The organism is Cytobacillus gottheilii (assembly GCF_900166665.1).
Lineage (GTDB): Bacteria > Bacillota > Bacilli > Bacillales > Cytobacillaceae > Cytobacillus > Cytobacillus gottheilii_A.
On record NZ_LT800494.1, the window covers coordinates 1271056 to 1288053 of the forward strand.

Sequence of the window (16998 nt, forward strand, 5' to 3'; positions counted from 1 at the left end):
GCCGTCATGAGAAAAATTATCGTGGGTTCAAGAAGAAGCAAACTGGCGCTTACACAAACCAATTGGGTTATTAATGAATTGAAAAAATTAAATCCCAGCTATGAGTTTGAAGTGAAAGAAATCGTAACAAAAGGAGATAAAATTCTTGATGTAACCTTATCTAAGGTTGGCGGAAAAGGATTATTTGTAAAAGAAATTGAACAGGCTATGCTTGATAAAGAGATTGATATGGCTGTACATAGTATGAAAGATATGCCTGCCGTTTTACCTGAAGGGCTGGTCATTGGCTGTATTCCTAAACGTGAAGATCACCGTGACGCCTTAATTTCGAAAGGACATATTAAGCTTGCAGATTTAAAGCCAGGCTCTGTCATTGGCACGAGCAGTTTGCGCCGCGGAGCACAGCTGTTGGCAAGACGTCCGGATTTAGAAATTAAATGGATTAGAGGAAATATTGATACACGTCTTGCGAAGCTGGAATCGGAAGACTATGATGCCATTATTTTGGCAGCTGCGGGACTTGCACGCATGGGCTGGTCACAGGATGTTGTAACAGAATTCCTTGATCCGGACCTTTGTCTTCCGGCAGTTGGGCAAGGCGCATTATCTATTGAGTGCCGCGAAGAAGATGAGGAATTATTATCACTGCTTGAGAAGTTTGCGTGTAAGGAGACAACCAAAACCGTAACGGCAGAAAGAGCATTCCTTCATAAAATGGAAGGCGGCTGCCAAGTGCCGATTGCCGGCTATGCCACTCTAAAAAACAATGGAGAAGTGGAGTTAACAGGGCTTGTTTGTTCTCCTGATGGCACAACCATGCTGAAAGAAATGTCTTCTGGAACAGAAGCTGAGAGTGTCGGGATACAAACAGCGGCATCTCTAACTGAAATGGGTGCAAAGGACTTAATTGACGAAGTAAAACGGGAGCTTGGTGAGTAATGTCCGCCGCGTCCTCGCTGCTTGGCAAAAGGGTGCTAATTCCAAGGGGCAGGCAGCATGCAAAGCCTGTCGCTGCATTGGTGAGAGATTTAGGAGGAGTTCCAGTGGAAATTCCTCTTATCTCTTTTAAACCAACTCTTACTCATGATTCTGCTGCTGAATTGAACGAAATCTTACATACATACGACTGGCTTATTTTTACAAGCAATGTAACAGTAGAAACGTTTTTAGCTCATGTGAATACAAAAAAGGGATCATTTCCTAAAATTGCTGTGATCGGTGAAAAGACGAAAGAAGTGCTGGAAGCCAAAGGCATGAAGGTCGATTTTGTTCCATCGCAATATGTTGCAGAAGGGTTTATAGAGGAGTTTTTGCCTCGAATTCAAAAGGGTGAGCAGATTCTCATTCCGAAAGGAAACCTAGCAAGAGATGCGATTGCGACCGCTTTACTTAAGAAAGAAGTAAAAGTAAAAGAAATCATTGTATATGAAACAACTATGCCGGAAGAAAGCAAGGCTATATTAAAAGACCAACTGCTGGCACATCAGCTTGATATTGTTCTTTTCACAAGTCCATCCACTGTGGATCACTTTATGGATGTTGTTCTTGAAAACGATCTGGTCGAACAATCCAAACGATGTCTTATTGCCTGTATTGGACCGGTATCAAAAGCCAGGGCGGAAACACATGGTTTGCATGTTCATGCAATCCCGGATCGATATACGGTGAAGGATATGCTGAATGAAATCATTCAGTATTTAAAAGAGATAGAAACAACATAAAACAAGGAGGATTCTATTATGGACCTACAATTCAATCGTCACCGCAGACTTCGTAAGACAGCTAATATGAGAGCGCTTGTAAGAGAAAATAGACTGCATACGGATGACCTTATTTATCCAATCTTTATTGCAGAAGGTCAAGATATTAAAAGAGAAATAACATCAATGCCAGGTATTTACAACTTATCATTAGATCATCTTCACGCTGAGCTTGAAGAAGTGGTCTCTTTAGGCATAAAATCGGTTCTGCTATTTGGGATTCCTGAAGAAAAGGATGCTTGCGGCACGCAGGCTTATCACGATCATGGCATTGTACAGGAAGCAACAAGATTAATTAAAGAAAGCTTCCCTGAGCTGATTGTTATTGCGGATACTTGCCTATGTGAATTTACAGACCACGGCCATTGCGGTCTTGTGGAAAATGAAGAAGTTTTAAATGATGAGTCACTTGATTTGCTGGTGCAGACGGCTGTCAGTCAGGCAAAAGCTGGAGCAGATATAATTGCTCCATCCAATATGATGGATGGTTTTACAGCAGCGATTCGTGCGGGATTGGATGAGGCAGGATTCGAAAATGTACCGATTATGTCCTATGCTGTTAAATATGCCTCAGCCTTTTATGGTCCTTTCAGAGAAGCAGCGGATAGCACGCCGCAATTTGGAGACCGCAAAGCCTATCAAATGGATCCGGCGAACCGCCTGGAAGCCATTAGAGAAGCAGAGTCCGACCTGGTAGAGGGAGCCGATTTCCTTATTGTGAAGCCAGGGATGCCATACTTGGATATTGTCCGGGATGTTAAGAACAATATCAATCTTCCGCTTGTAATTTATAATGTGAGCGGAGAATATTCCATGGTCAAAGCAGCCTCTCAAAACGGCTGGATTGACGAAGAGCGAATTGTAATGGAAATGCTGACAGGCATGAAGAGAGCCGGCTGTGATCTTATCATTACGTATCATGCCAAAGATGCTGCAAGATGGCTGAAGGAACAAAATTAAGAAAGAAACTAATCTATAACTAAAAAACGAAAAGAGGGATCGTATGCGTTCTTATACTAAATCCATTCAAGCGTTTGAAGAAGCGAAAAAACTATTGCCTGGCGGTGTTAACTCCCCTGTCCGTGCCTTTAAATCTGTTAACATGGATCCGATCTTCATGGAGCGGGGAAAAGGCTCAAAAATTTATGACATTGACGGCAATGACTATATTGACTATGTGCTTTCTTGGGGACCGCTAATTTTAGGACATAGTAATGATCGAGTGGTAGAAGCAATTAAAAAGGTCGCTGAAAACGGGACAAGCTTTGGCGCACCGACTGAAATTGAAAATGAACTTGCCAAACTAGTAATTGACCGGGTTCCATCGATTGAAATCGTTCGGATGGTTTCTTCCGGAACAGAGGCAACGATGAGTGCTCTCCGCCTGGCAAGAGGTTATACAAGCCGAAATATGATTATGAAATTTGAAGGCTGCTACCATGGACATGGTGATTCCTTGCTTATCAAAGCTGGATCTGGTGTAGCTACATTAGGACTGCCAGATAGTCCTGGTGTGCCTGAAGGTGTAGCTAAAAATACAATCACAGTTCCTTATAATGATCTTGAGAGCGTGAAGCTGGCGTTTAATCAATATGGAGATGATATTGCTGGTGTTATTGTTGAGCCAGTGGCCGGTAATATGGGTGTGGTTCCTCCAATGCCTGGTTTCCTTGAAGGTCTGCGTGAGATCACTGAGCAAAATGGCACACTACTCATTTTTGATGAGGTTATGACAGGGTTCCGTGTGGATTATCAATGTGCACAAGGATATTATAACGTGACTCCTGATATAACTTGTTTAGGAAAAGTGATCGGTGGAGGATTACCTGTTGGTGCATACGGCGGTAAAGCAGAAATCATGGAAAGAATTGCACCGAGCGGGCCGATCTATCAGGCTGGTACTTTATCAGGAAATCCGCTTGCAATGACAGCTGGTCTTGAAACGTTAAGTCAGCTGACACCTGAAACATATAAAGAATTTGGCCGTAAAGCAGATATGCTAGAGACAGGCTTAAAAGCTGCGGCTGAAAAATACGGAGTTCCGCATACAGTTAACCGTGCAGGTTCAATGGTTGGTCTCTTTTTCACAAACGAAAAAGTAACAAACTATGATCAAGCGAAAACGTCCGATTTGAACCTATTTGCATCCTACTATCGCGAAATGGCTAATGAAGGAGTCTTCCTTCCGCCATCCCAGTTCGAAGGATTATTCCTCTCAACTGCACACAGTGATGAAGACATTAAAAACACCATAAAAGCAGCAGAAACTGCTTTTTCAAGAATTATGTAATACAGTAGAGACAGCACCGGAATAGCAGGTGCTGTTTTTAATTGCTGTTTTTTTAGAGGGTGTGAGCGATATATGGTGTCTTGAAAAGGAGGAAACACACCTTGATATTCCAAAAAACTGGGATATAATGTCTTAAAAAAGGAGGAAACACACCTCTGTAATCCATAAATTGGTATATAGTGTCGTGAAAAAGGAGGAAACACACCTGAATAATCCATAAATTGGTATATAGTGTCGTGAAAAAGGAGAAAACATACCTCGATAATCCAGAAACTGGTATATAGTGTCGCGAAAAAGGAGGAAACACACCTCTATAATCCATAAAATGGAATATAGTGTCGTGGAAAATAAATTCCAGCAACAACCAAAACTAAAACACGCCACTGAAAGCCAGAACTGTCGCTATGCCTCTCTGCCAGAAGTGAAATAGTTGACAATCAAGTAGAATTAACCCCAAAGAGAAGCACAACAGCCCTCTGCAATAAGCCCTCCCTTCAAAGCAGAAAACAAACCAGCTGCCTATTGCATGTTCTTGATCTCAAAAACTCCTGCACCGAAAGCACTCTTACTAATCTATCCTGCAATTTTTTACTCATATTTAGTATGGTCTATTCATAAATTGATAATGACATAGTGATTAGACGTGAAAGATATGAAGGGAGGAGTCGCTTTGACTCAGGGAAATCCATCGTGCTTACGATTTTCTTTAGAAGAATCAGTGTGGTTTCAAAGAGGACAGGAAGTACTGCAGTTAATATCAATCTCACTTGATCCAAACATTACGATCCAAGAAAGTGAACAATATGTAACCATCCAAGGTGCATTGGAGCTTACAGGAGAATACAACCGCGTAGATGCAGACGAAACAGAGCAGCAAAACGCTGCCTCACAAGCAAAGTTTGTGCAAAGTGTAGAGGAAAGAGATGAAGGCATTTTTGAGTTCACTCATTTTTTCCCAGTGGATATTACGATTCCAAACAATCGGATTCAAAGCATCGAGGACATTGATGTCGAGGTTGAGTCCTTTGATTATGAATTCCCAGAGCGCAGCTGCATGAAGCTTAATGCAAACTTAATGATTTCTGGTTTGTATGGCGAACAGCGGGAAGAGGCTGCTCAAGCGGTTGTTGAGGAAGCAGAAGAAGTAGAAGAAGTAGAAGAAGTAGAAGAAGCACCTGAACTTGAGGCAGAATTAGAACCGCTTTATCGCTCATCGATCTTTGAGCCTCCTGTACAAGAAGAACAAGAAGATGATTTTGTTACAGAACTACAATTAGAAAAGACAGAACAGCAAAAGCAAGCAGAAGAATTGTACCGACCATTTGAAGCCGAGGCAAAAAAACAGCCTGAGGTTTCCGACTTCGAATCACATGAACAAAACACGTCCGCAGCGCCAGTCCTAAATGAAATTCAGCCGGAACCTCAAGCAGCTGAAGAGCTTAAGGAAGCATTTCCTGAAATTGCTTTTACAGCACAAAGAAGTGAAGCTCCTGCTGAACCTTTAGTGGAAGCAGTTGAGGAATTCAATCAGGTACCGCTTGAAGAAAGTCCCGTTCAAGAAGTAAAGGTGACGGAACATGCTTATATGGAAGAAGAATCATCTTCATCTGAACAGGAAGTAAAGAAAAAGAGTAAATCCAAAAAGAGTATGACATTAACAGAGTTCTTTGCACGCAAAGATGAAAATGAAATGTCTAAAGTAAAGGTGTGCATCGTTCAGCACGGCGATACACTTGATTTAATCGCTGAAAGATATGAAGTGTCATCTCAGCAGCTGCAGCGGGTTAATAATCTTGATATCAATCAAGATGTTTACGAAGGTCAAGTTCTGTATATTCCTGCCGTTGTAACCCGTTAATGTATTCCGAGATCAATGAGCAGGTGTTTTATTAGCCTGCTCATCTGTTTTTCACGCAGAAGCCATAAAGAGTTCTGCGCTGAAATAGGAGGAAGTGAGTGATTTACTGTGCAAGAAAAAAATCGATTGAAACAGGTAGCACCTATTTTAAGACATTATGCTGTAGAAGCTAACTTTGTTGAGGATTTTGGCAGAGTTCAAAAAATTTACAGCAATAAAGGCGTTTTTGCGTTAAAAAAAATTAAAACCAATCATGGTGCTGATTTTATAAGACATGTCCACTATTTATATCAAAAAGGCTATAACCGGGTTGTGCCAATCTTCCCAACTGCAGATGGCCGATATGCGGTGCTGCATGATCAGCATTTGTATTATTTAATGCCATGGCTGGCGAACGAAATAAAAGAAGATCGCACGCAGCGGTATCAGCAAATGTTTCGGGAGCTGGCGAGAATGCACACCCTTTCAGTCAGAGAAGTCAGCGTCCGTACTGAAGAAAGAGAAGAGCATTACGAAAACACGCTGCAGCAGTGGGAAAAGGAAAAGGAGTTTCTATTAGGCTTTATTGAGCAATGTGAAAAACGGGTGTATATGTCGCCAACAGAGCTGTTGTTTTGCTTGTATTATCATGACATTGTGCAGGCGATTAAATATGCGGAAGATAAACTGAAGGCATGGTATGAAAAGACAAAAGAAGAAGAGAAATCGAGAACTGTTATTATTCACGGCAAGATTTCGCCCGAACACTTCCTGTTTGATGAGCGCGGCTACGGCTATTTCTTAAATTTTGAAAAAGCAAAGCTCAGCTCCCCTTTACATGATATGCTCCCTTTTCTGTCAAGGTCGCTCAAGACATATCCTAAGCGATCAGAGGAAGCTGTCGATTGGTTTTATACGTATTTGAAATATTTTCCCTATAAAGAGGATGAATTGCTGCTTTTTCAAAGCTATTTCGCCTATCCTGGTCCGGTGATTCGGGCAGCGGAACGATATTATAAAAAAAATAATAGCCGGGGCGAGCGTAAAATGCTGCAATATTTACAAAGGCAGTTTTGGCTATTAAAAAATACAGAGTATGTGATTATGAGAATTGAAGAAACGGAAAGACAAAAACAAGAGGCAGCTGCTGCAGCACAAGCACAAGCCAAGGCAGAACAAGAAGGAGCCCAGAATTAATTTAAGTTCCGGGCTCTAGATCATTTCAAATTGAAAGGCAATAATTGCAGCCATCAGCAAGATCAGCAATAGCACGTCTAGTATAGAAGGCAGAATCAGTGTTCGAATACCCTGAAAAATACAAATGGGTACAATAAATTGTCCGCATACATTGCGTATGGACCTTAGCCAAGGCGGCAGTCCATGCGGGTTATATTTTCTCTTCATCGTCAATCCCCCTTCTCCTCATTATATGAAACTCATTTAGTGATAGTGCCTAACTCAATGCTTAATTTGCCGTAACCCATATCAGATTTTCTTGGAACGTTTCATTCTGCCAAGGTATAAAATAAAAAAATAGTGTTACGATATTGACTAGCGATATTGATTTGAGTAGTATAGAGCATATATATCATGAATAAAAGCCACGATAGGGAAGAGTACAAAGTGAAAAGCCTTAAGAGAGACGAACCATTTGCTGGGAGGTTTGTCAGGCGGATGCTTTAGAAGGTCGCCCTTGAGCTTCTTTTGCGAACAGCATTATGCTCAGTAGTGAAAGACGGGAAAACCGTTATCTATTTTAAGAGTCAATATCATGACTGTTTTTTTGGTATTGAAAAAAAGGTGGTACCGCGAAGCAAACTCCATTCGTCCTTTTACGGCGAATGGGGTTTTTTGTTTTTATAAAAGTATTAGGGTCATTTGAAAGGATGAATATAAAAATGGAAAACAATAATGAACTGACAATGCCGACGAAATACGATCCGGCATCGATTGAGAAAGGGCGCTACGACTGGTGGCTTTCCGGCAAATATTTTGAATCTGGTGCAGATGAAACAAAAACGCCTTACACCATTGTTATTCCGCCGCCAAACGTAACGGGAAGACTGCACCTTGGCCATGCATGGGACACAACTCTTCAAGATATTTTAACGCGTATTAAAAGAATGCAAGGCTATGATGTTCTTTGGCTGCCTGGAATGGACCATGCCGGTATCGCGACACAGGCAAAGGTTGAAGAAAAGCTTCGCAATGAAGGAAAAAGCCGCTACGATTTAGGGCGTGAAAAGTTTGTGGAAGAAACATGGAAATGGACAAATGAATACAAAGGCCATATCCGTGAGCAGTGGGGTAAGATCGGACTTGGACTGGACTATACGAAAGAACGCTTCACGCTTGATGAAGGATTATCAAAAGCTGTAAATAAAGTATTCGTTTCTCTTTATGAGAAAGGTTTAATTTACCGCGGTGAATATATCATCAACTGGGATCCTGCAACAAAAACAGCACTATCTGATATCGAAGTTATATATAAGGATGTTCAAGGTGCTTTCTACCATATGAGATACCCATTAACAGATGGAAGCGGCTATATTGAAGTTGCGACAACTCGTCCGGAAACGATGCTTGGAGATACAGCGGTTGCTGTCCACCCTGAAGATGACCGTTATAAGCATTTAATCGGCAAAACGGTGAAGCTTCCGATCACTGGAAGAGAAATCCCGATTGTCGGTGATGATTATGTAGATATGGAATTTGGTTCTGGTGCAGTTAAAATTACACCAGCACACGATCCAAATGACTTTGAAATCGGCAACCGCCATAATCTTGAGCGTATTCTTGTTATGAACGAAGACGGTACAATGAATGGAAATGCCGGCGAATACAAAGGATTAGATCGTTTCCAATGCAGAAAACAAATCGTAAAAGACCTTCAGGAAGCAGATGTTCTCTTTAAAATTGAAGAGCATATGCATTCTGTTGGACACTCTGAACGAAGCGGCGCCGTTGTTGAACCATACCTTTCAACTCAATGGTTTGTTAAAATGCAGCCATTAGCGGATGAAGCCATTGCACTGCAAAGCAAGGACGAGAAAGTGAACTTTGTTCCGGCCCGCTTTGAAAATACGTATTTGCGCTGGATGGAAAATATCCGTGACTGGTGTATTTCCCGTCAGTTATGGTGGGGACACCGCATTCCTGCCTGGTATCACAAGGAAACTGGCGAGCTTTATGTTGGTGAGAATGCTCCTGCTGACCCAGAGAACTGGACACAGGATAACGATGTATTAGATACATGGTTCAGCTCTGCTCTATGGCCATTTTCAACAATGGGCTGGCCAGATGAAGATTCAGCAGATTTCAAACGCTATTACTCAACAGATGCCCTTGTAACAGGATATGACATCATTTTCTTCTGGGTATCTCGTATGATTTTCCAAGGTCTGGAGTTTACGGGTAAGCGTCCATTTAAAGACGTGCTTATTCATGGGCTTGTCCGCGATGAGCAAGGCCGCAAAATGAGTAAATCGCTTGGAAATGGTGTCGATCCAATGGATGTTATTGATCAATACGGAGCAGATGCACTAAGATACTTCCTGTCCACTGGAAGCTCACCTGGTCAGGACCTGCGTTTTAGCATGGAGAAGGTTGAATCGACTTGGAACTTTGCCAATAAAATCTGGAATGCTTCCCGTTTTGCGTTGATGAATATGGATGGACTGAAATACGAGGAGATCGATTTATCTGGAGAAAAATCCGTTGCGGATAAATGGATTCTGACACGTTTAAATGAAACGATCGAAACGGTAACAAGATTATCTGATCGCTATGAGTTCGGTGAAGTAGGACGTATTCTTTACAACTTCATCTGGGATGATTTCTGTGACTGGTATATTGAAATGGCGAAGCTGCCGTTATATGGCGAAGATGAAGCAGCTAAGAAAACGACACGTTCGATTCTGGCTTATGTTTTAGACAACACGATGAGACTTCTTCATCCATTTATGCCATTCATCACAGAAGAAATCTGGCAGAACCTGCCGCATGAAGGGGAGTCTATTACAGTAGCTTCTTGGCCAGAGGTTGTAGAAGAGTACAGCGATGAAAAGGCTGCTGCAGAAATGAAGCTTCTTGTTGAAATTATCCGTTCTGTACGAAACAGCAGAGCTGAGGTAAACACACCAATGAGCAAGAAAATCAAGATGCTGATTAAAGCGAAGGATGAAGAAATCGAAAGCATCCTAGAAAGCAACCGCGCTTATATTGAACGCTTTTGTAATCCGGAAGAATTAACAATTGGTATTCATGTTGAGACTCCTGATAAAGCAATGACCGCTGTTATTACAGGTGCTGAAATCATCCTTCCGCTTGAAGGTCTGATTAATATTGATGAAGAAATCGCGCGCCTTCAAAAAGAGTGGGAGAAGCTGAACAAAGAAGTAGAGCGTGTTCAAAAGAAACTAAGCAACGAAGGCTTTGTTAAAAAAGCTCCGGAAAAAGTAATTGAAGAAGAAAGAGCGAAGGAGCTTGATTATACGGAAAAACGTTCTGCTGTTGAAGCACGTATGAATGAACTGAAAAACGTGTAATCTAGTTAAATAATGTATGGATCGAAGGCGAGTCCCTCTTATGAAGGATTCGTCTTCCATACTGTAAGGAGGTTTTTATAATTTTTAATTCGTATGAACAAGCATTGGAATGGATCCACGGCAGATTGCGTTTAGGCATTAAACCAGGATTAAAACGAATGGAATGGATGCTTTCGAAACTCGGAAATCCAGAGAAAAAAATAAAGACCGTACATATTGGCGGAACAAATGGAAAGGGCTCGACACTGACGTATTTACGCTGTATTTTACAGGAAGCAGGGTTTACTGTGGGCAGCTTCACTTCTCCATTTTTTGAACAATTTAATGAGCGGATTTCATACAATGGCAAACCGATTTCCGATAAAGAGATTTTACTGCTTGTGAACCGGATTTTGCCGCTTGCAGAGGAATTAGAAGAGACAGACCTTGGTGGTCCGACTGAATTTGAGGTCATTACTGTGATGGCATTTGAATATTTTGGTCATGTTCAGCCTGCAGATTTAGCCTTGTTTGAAGTGGGTCTTGGCGGACGGCTTGACTCCACAAATGTCATAGAACCTCTTCTCTCTATCATAACAAGCATTGGTCTGGATCATACGAGTATCCTTGGAGAGACTTATGCAGAAATCGCCTATGAAAAAGCCGGGATTATCAAGCAGGATACCCCCCTCATTACAGCTGTAAAAGAAGAAAGCGCGAGAAATGTGATTTTACAGACGGCGTCTAAGCAGAAAGCAGAGATTTATCAGCTTGGAAAGAATCTTACTATTCAAGAGCATTCTTCAACCGCAGCGGGTGAGCAATTTAGTCTCAAGACAACCCAAAACGAGTATAGACAACTTGAAATTACGATGCCAGGAGAGCATCAAGTCGAAAATGCTTCTCTGGCCGTCATGGCTGCTGACCTGCTAAACCTAAAAGGGTTTCCTTTAGAGGAACATCATATAAAGCAGGGATTAGCAAGAGCTTATTGGCCAGGACGATTCGAAAAAATCAGTGAGAAGCCTTTAATTATAGTGGATGGTGCGCATAACAATGAAGGAATGCAAGCCCTAACAAACGAACTGCAAAAACGATACAATAACTTACAAAAGAGGGTTATATTCGCTGCCCTTTCTGATAAAAAACTAGACAAAATGATCATGCAACTAGACTCAGTTGCAGATACAATGACATTTGTAGACTTTGACTTCCCGCGTGCAGCAAAAGCTTCAGAGTTGATTAAACTCAGCTCAACACACAATAAAAAAGAAGAATCAGATTGGGAAAAAGCGATTAGCACCGAAATCCAATCAATGCATGATAATGAGATGCTGATTATTACAGGATCATTATACTTTTTATCAGAAGTAAAGCCATTTATCATTAAAAGTTTAAATAGTTTGAATATAGATGTGACAAAAAGCTTTTAATTTGATAAAATATCCACATTATACAACTTTTTACCTATGCATAAAGGGGGGATAAAAATGATAGAAAAATATAAGAAGTTCATTTGGGCTGCTTGGATTATTATATTGCCTGCATCACTCTGGGTCGCCTATCATTTTTATCCGCCTCCCGTTGAGGCTATACCGCTTGCTGATTTGGCAGCCTTTTTTTTACTTACTTTTCTGGTTTCACTCTTGCCAGTGGTCATTAATAACACTCCTGTATTTTTACTGCAATGGGTTTCAATGGCAGTATTTCTTTTATTTGGTCTTTTTGTTGAAATACTGCTCGCTCAATTTGCCATCTTTGTACTGCTGGGAAGACTGAATATCATTAAGAATAAGCAGTTGTACCGATTGCCTTTGAATTCTAGCATGTTTCTCCTTGTTTCGCTGTTCAGCGGTATGCTTTACTATGCAGTTGGAGGCGTTTCAGGTGAAGAGCTGACCTATAGTACAGAGTCATTTTTTATAGCTATTTTATATCCAATTTTCTACTATATTTTAAATCTCGTATTCCTCATTTTTATTGATGTAACCATGACTGATAAAAAGAAGTTTATCTTTGGAAAAGATACCGTTTGGGACATGCTCTCATCGTTAGCATCTTTCCCTGTGGGGTATGTGCTTTTTATCCTCTATAAAGAAATTGGTGTGATTGCGGTTTTATGTGTTGGAATTCCGTTTGCAAGTCTTTCGCTGATTATGAGTCTCTATTCGTCAAGTGAAAATGTAAATGCTTATTTGCAGAAAGTAGCGGAAATTGGCCATCAGCTGGCAGAACGGTTAAAAGTAGATGAAGTGCTCAATTTGTTTATGGAAAAGCTGATCCATATGCTTCCTGCAGAATATGTGTATTTGATGGAAATCACCGAAGATAAGGAGCTGCAGCTGATCCGCAGCTATGAAAATGGAGAACTAAATGAAGCGGTAATGGAACCGCTGAAAAAAGGTGAAGGAATAAGCGGCTTTGTCTGGGAACAGAAGAAGAGCGTTTTATTTAAATCCAAAAAAGAATGGCAGTTATTGATAAAAGGCTATACGCCAGCTAATATTGAAAGCATCGTGTCTGTTCCAGTTGTCCGCAACAGCGAAGTAACGGGTGTTCTTTTTCTAGCTTCTACAAGGAAAGCTGCCTTTGACAAATCTCTGCTCATGATTGTCGATATCCTTTGTTCACATCTTGCAATTGCAGTCGAAAATGCCAATCATTACGAGAAAACGAAAGAAAAAAGTGAACGCTGTGCCCTTACAAAGCTTTACAATTACCGTTACTTGGAGAAGAGACTTAACGACGAATTTGGAAAACTGGCACGGCAGGAAATGTATACTCTTTCTTTAGTTATTCTTGATCTGGATCATTTTAAATCCATCAATGACACATATGGACACCAAAGCGGCAATGAGATCTTATGTGAACTGGCAGATCGACTGACAACTGCTACTGGAGAGTCTGGCATTGTTGCCCGTTATGGAGGCGAGGAATTTGTCATCGTACTTCCGGACTACCCCAAAAATGAAGCGATCCAATTTGCTGAAACATTAAGACTCCTGCTGGCCAATAAGCCGTTTCAATTATCACAGCATATTGGAGCAGAACAGATTGACTTAGAAATTCAGATTACGGCCTCATTCGGGGTTGCAGCAGCTCCAGAGAATGCCGAAGACCCAATGACTCTTATTCGCCATGCTGACAGAGCACTCTATACTGGCGCGAAAAGAGCAGGGAGAAATAAAGTTGCAGAGTATGTGAAGTAATGCAGTAGAAAATTAGAAAAGGCTGCGACATATAAATTCCGTTCAGTTGTAATTCCGAATGATTGGATATTAATACCCAATCATTCGGTTTTTTTTATATGAAAAATCTTTACTATGTGTGAAATGGAGCGGAGGACAATTGAAGAGGAAAAGGTAAGGCCCGCAGAAGCTTTGCTGCAAGGAGGCTCAGCTTCCTCCCCTCGGATAGCGATTGTCCGCAGTGCAATGGGACGGGCTTATTTTTAAAGCTTAACCGATCCAATGAACATTCATATTCTGGAATAGGCATTAATCTTTTATCACAGCTTCTCTTCTTTTAAAAAATTTTATGATTTCAATAGATTTATCTATTTGTTTTATAGGTAAATTGGTATACTTATAGTATAAAAGATCTGATATTAATCTGAAAAATTCATATATTTGAAAGGAGTGAAAAAGATGAAGCAAATAAAGAAAGGCTTTCTACTATTATTGATGCTGCCATTGCTATTATCTATTCTTTTTTCTCCAGCGGGAGCGTCTGCAGCAGCAGATCCTCCGTCGGTAAACTTTTCGGCTAAAGCATCGCAGGAAATAATTGTTAAGCCACAAAACGCCGATGCCATTGGAGGGCTTGATCTTCACCTTGTGCCAAAAGGAATGGCAACAAATCCTGAAAGAGATCCGATTGACTTAATCTTCATCTTTGACAAATCTGGTTCGATGAATGAATCGGGTAGAAATCCGAAAAAGTTTCAGGATGCAAAGGATGCCATTGATGAAGCGGTTGACTATTTTAAAGAGCATGGTCAACCTGGGGATCGTTTTGGGTTAGTTCCGTTTGATACAAAAGTATCGGACAAAGTCGTTTATTTCTCAATCGAAGACTTTATATCAAATTTAAAAAAAATTCAATCCACAGTTGAAACACTATCAGCATCTGGCGGTACCAACTATACACAATCCTTTGAAATGGCACTTGGAATGCTTGGCGGCCAAACAGGAGGTGCAGCAAAGCCTGCTGATAATCAGTATGTTGTTTTCATGACGGATGGAGAGCCGACGTTTTCTAATTATCATGAAGATATTACTTACACTAAAAAAGTATTTGTAAGGACTGAAAAAGTTTGTGTAAGCTCATTTTTAGGTTTTTGTCTTAGATATGAAGATAGGGATATATATGAAGACAGAAAAGTTACAGAAAGTGTACTGGTTTATAATGAAATATGGCAATATACAAATTCTGGAGTGGAATTTAGTGAAGTATATTACTATCTTAATGGAAGAAAGTATACTATTGACCAGGATGTTAATGAAACAAAACGCAGAATTAAACAGCACGGCTTAAATCTTGCTCAATCCTTCGCCCAAAAAGATATTAAACTCTATTCAATAGGCTTTGGAAGTAACAGTGAAGTGGATATGGATTATTTGCGTAAGCTTTCTTCTGTTACCGGCGTAACAGCCCGCCAAGCATCACAGGGGAATATATCAGAAGTTTTCCGGGCAATTTCCGGGGAAATCGATACACCTTCTATCAGCGGGGAAATTACAGTTGATCTAAACAAATTTAATGGAAAAGTTAAGCTGCAGGACGGTGCAAATGCTACCATTAATAATGGGATTGCAACGATCAAGTTTGATTTAAAATATCCATTAAACCAAAGTGCTCCGCAGCCAATTGATTTCTCTCTTCCACTAAGCTTTACGGAAGCAGGAGACTATGTATTTGATAATATTAAACTTTCATATAGGGATATTGATGGCAACGCGGTTGCACCAATCACACATACACCAGTCAAAATTTCTGTAAAAGACGATGCGGCACCAAGTATGTTTGGTGAAATGAGTTTAAAGGGTGTCATTAATAATCCTGATAACCTGATTAAAGTTTCTGGTTCAAATGAAAGAACAAATGAATTTAACGTTAATTACTCTTTAACTCCAAATGGATTATTTAACAGCCAAGTGAACGGGAATCTATCAAATATACAAATTGTTCAGCCACTGCCAAGTGGAGTTTCTCTGATTCCTTCTGATGGAGTAAAGCTTATTACAGGACAAGATGGACGTCCGGCAGCACAAATTACACTAGGTCAGTCAATTAACTATGCTTCCGGAAAGTTTTCACCAAACAGTTTAGCTGCCTCCTTAAACCTAAAAGGAGACTATGCGCTAAATAACGTGAAGATGCCAACAGCATATGTTACGTACAAAGACAGTCGTTTTGGTGAACAGCAGGCTTCCATTGCACCGGCAAATCAGTTTATTAACCTAAGAGTGCGTTTGAACGAAATGGGCGGCAAGGCTTATGATGGCTATGCATCTGGGGTTATTAATAAAGTTGATTTAAATAACAATAATGCAGTATTGGCCCAAACAGAGTTTCCAAATGATTATGGATTAAAGCCTAAGCCAATTAAGGATATGGAGTTTGTTGGTGATCGAAATACAGCTATTAAGATTACGTATTCTGATAATGATGAAGTGACAATCTATTTGACTCCAGACTTTGAAATGACAGGCCAGGATAGCGGCACTGTATACAAGGATGGAGACGTTACAAATGAAAAGGTCAATGTAGATGTTACACAGCTTGTTGCAGGTAAAGGTGTAAAATATTATTACTCTATTGAGAATCCTGCCGGCAATCTAGGATGGACAGAATTTGACCCTTCAAAATCCATTGTACTCGATGAGATAGGCAAAAATACGATCAGAATAAAAGGAGAAGGCGGATTTGCTTATAATACGCCTGTTGAAAAGGATATCACGCTTCAAGTTCCGATTGAATCAATCAATGTATCGCCAAATCCGTTGGAAATGGAAGTAGATGAAGTTAAATCCTTTACGGTTAACATTTCTCCGCTAAATGCATCTAATAAAGATCTTGATATTTATATCGAAGATCAGAATATAGCTGAATACAAAGGGGATATGAGAATTATCGGTAAAGCGGAAGGCGAAACCTATTTAGTAGTCAAAGCGAAAGATGGCTCTGGTATAACAGTCAGGGTGCCGGTAATTGTTAAGGACGCTTATATTGCATTAAAGGAAATTAAGTTTATCAAGTCTGTGTTCAAAATTGAAGAGGGTGAAGAGATTGCTCTCAGCGATGTGCTAATCTTTAACCCAAATAATGCAACAGACAAAGAAATTGAATCTCTGCTGTCTAATCTGCCAGATAAAGTTTCGGTAAGAAAAGAAGGATCAGAATGGTATATAATCGGTGAAGAAATCGGGTATTCCACGATTACAGCTGAAGCTGAAAAACAGAGAGATCAATCAAAACCAAAGGCATCTGCTTTATTTGAAGTAGGACCTGAGGGAGAAAACCCTGACAGCGGCGGCTCAAACGGGGCAGGACGCTGGTAAAAAGAGAAGTCAGAACAGTAAA

Annotated in this window: 11 protein-coding genes and 1 other annotated feature; of the genes, 10 read left to right on the top strand and 1 reads right to left on the bottom strand. The window is 40.5% G+C overall.

All coding sequences use genetic code 11. The features are described 5' to 3' along the window. The first annotated feature begins 6 nt into the window (after window positions 1-6). The 6 genes from hemC (at window position 7) to ysxE (ending at window position 7084) form a co-directional block, all read left to right on the top strand. Window positions 7-939: a hydroxymethylbilane synthase gene (hemC, locus tag B7E07_RS06185; RefSeq protein ID WP_080844570.1), complete on the top strand. Its 933-nt coding sequence runs from the start codon at window positions 7-9 to the stop codon at window positions 937-939. Then, the gene (locus B7E07_RS06190) at window positions 939-1721 is read left to right on the top strand and encodes a uroporphyrinogen-III synthase (protein WP_080844571.1); all 783 of its coding nucleotides are present in this window, start codon (window positions 939-941) and stop codon (window positions 1719-1721) included. The genes hemC and B7E07_RS06190 overlap by 1 nt, the downstream gene beginning before the upstream one ends. A gap of 18 nt (window positions 1722-1739) precedes the next feature. Beyond that, window positions 1740-2720 (top strand): porphobilinogen synthase, encoded by a 981-nt coding sequence (hemB, locus tag B7E07_RS06195; protein ID WP_080844573.1) that lies wholly within the window; start codon window positions 1740-1742, stop codon window positions 2718-2720. A gap of 43 nt (window positions 2721-2763) precedes the next feature. Next, a complete protein-coding gene (gene hemL, locus B7E07_RS06200) occupies window positions 2764-4050 on the top strand; it encodes a glutamate-1-semialdehyde 2,1-aminomutase (protein ID WP_080844575.1) in 1287 nt (428 codons plus the stop codon). Window positions 4051-4720: 670 nt separating this feature from the next. Further along, window positions 4721-5908, top strand: coding sequence for a stage VI sporulation protein D (gene spoVID, locus B7E07_RS06205; protein WP_080844578.1), 1188 nt, complete (start codon window positions 4721-4723; stop codon window positions 5906-5908). A 108-nt stretch (window positions 5909-6016) separates the two neighbouring features. After that, on the top strand, window positions 6017-7084 hold the full coding sequence (gene ysxE / locus B7E07_RS06210) for a spore coat protein YsxE (protein WP_080844579.1): 1068 nt from the start codon (window positions 6017-6019) through the stop codon (window positions 7082-7084). Between the two features lie 15 nt (window positions 7085-7099). Here ysxE and B7E07_RS06215 read toward each other — a convergent pair whose 3' ends face one another. Then, on the bottom strand, window positions 7100-7291 hold the full coding sequence (locus B7E07_RS06215) for a hypothetical protein (RefSeq protein ID WP_080844581.1): 192 nt from the start codon (window positions 7289-7291) through the stop codon (window positions 7100-7102). 190 nt (window positions 7292-7481) lie between these two features. After that, window positions 7482-7722: a binding site (T-box leader), on the top strand. A gap of 63 nt (window positions 7723-7785) precedes the next feature. Between B7E07_RS06215 and B7E07_RS06220 the strand changes: the two genes are divergently transcribed. The 4 genes from B7E07_RS06220 to B7E07_RS06235 all read left to right on the top strand — a co-directional run bounded on the left by B7E07_RS06220 (window position 7786) and on the right by B7E07_RS06235 (window position 16976). Next, complete coding sequence (locus B7E07_RS06220) at window positions 7786-10434, top strand: valine--tRNA ligase (RefSeq protein ID WP_080844582.1); 2649 nt, start codon at window positions 7786-7788, stop codon at window positions 10432-10434. A gap of 80 nt (window positions 10435-10514) precedes the next feature. Beyond that, window positions 10515-11846, top strand: coding sequence for a bifunctional folylpolyglutamate synthase/dihydrofolate synthase (locus B7E07_RS06225; RefSeq protein ID WP_080844584.1), 1332 nt, complete (start codon window positions 10515-10517; stop codon window positions 11844-11846). Window positions 11847-11903: 57 nt separating this feature from the next. After that, window positions 11904-13622: a sensor domain-containing diguanylate cyclase gene (locus B7E07_RS06230; protein ID WP_080844586.1), complete on the top strand. Its 1719-nt coding sequence runs from the start codon at window positions 11904-11906 to the stop codon at window positions 13620-13622. 438 nt (window positions 13623-14060) lie between these two features. Then, window positions 14061-16976 carry a VWA domain-containing protein gene (locus B7E07_RS06235; protein WP_080844589.1) on the top strand — a complete coding sequence of 972 codons (2916 nt, stop codon included), beginning with the start codon at window positions 14061-14063 and terminating at the stop codon, window positions 16974-16976. The last annotated feature ends 22 nt before the right edge of the window (window positions 16977-16998 follow it).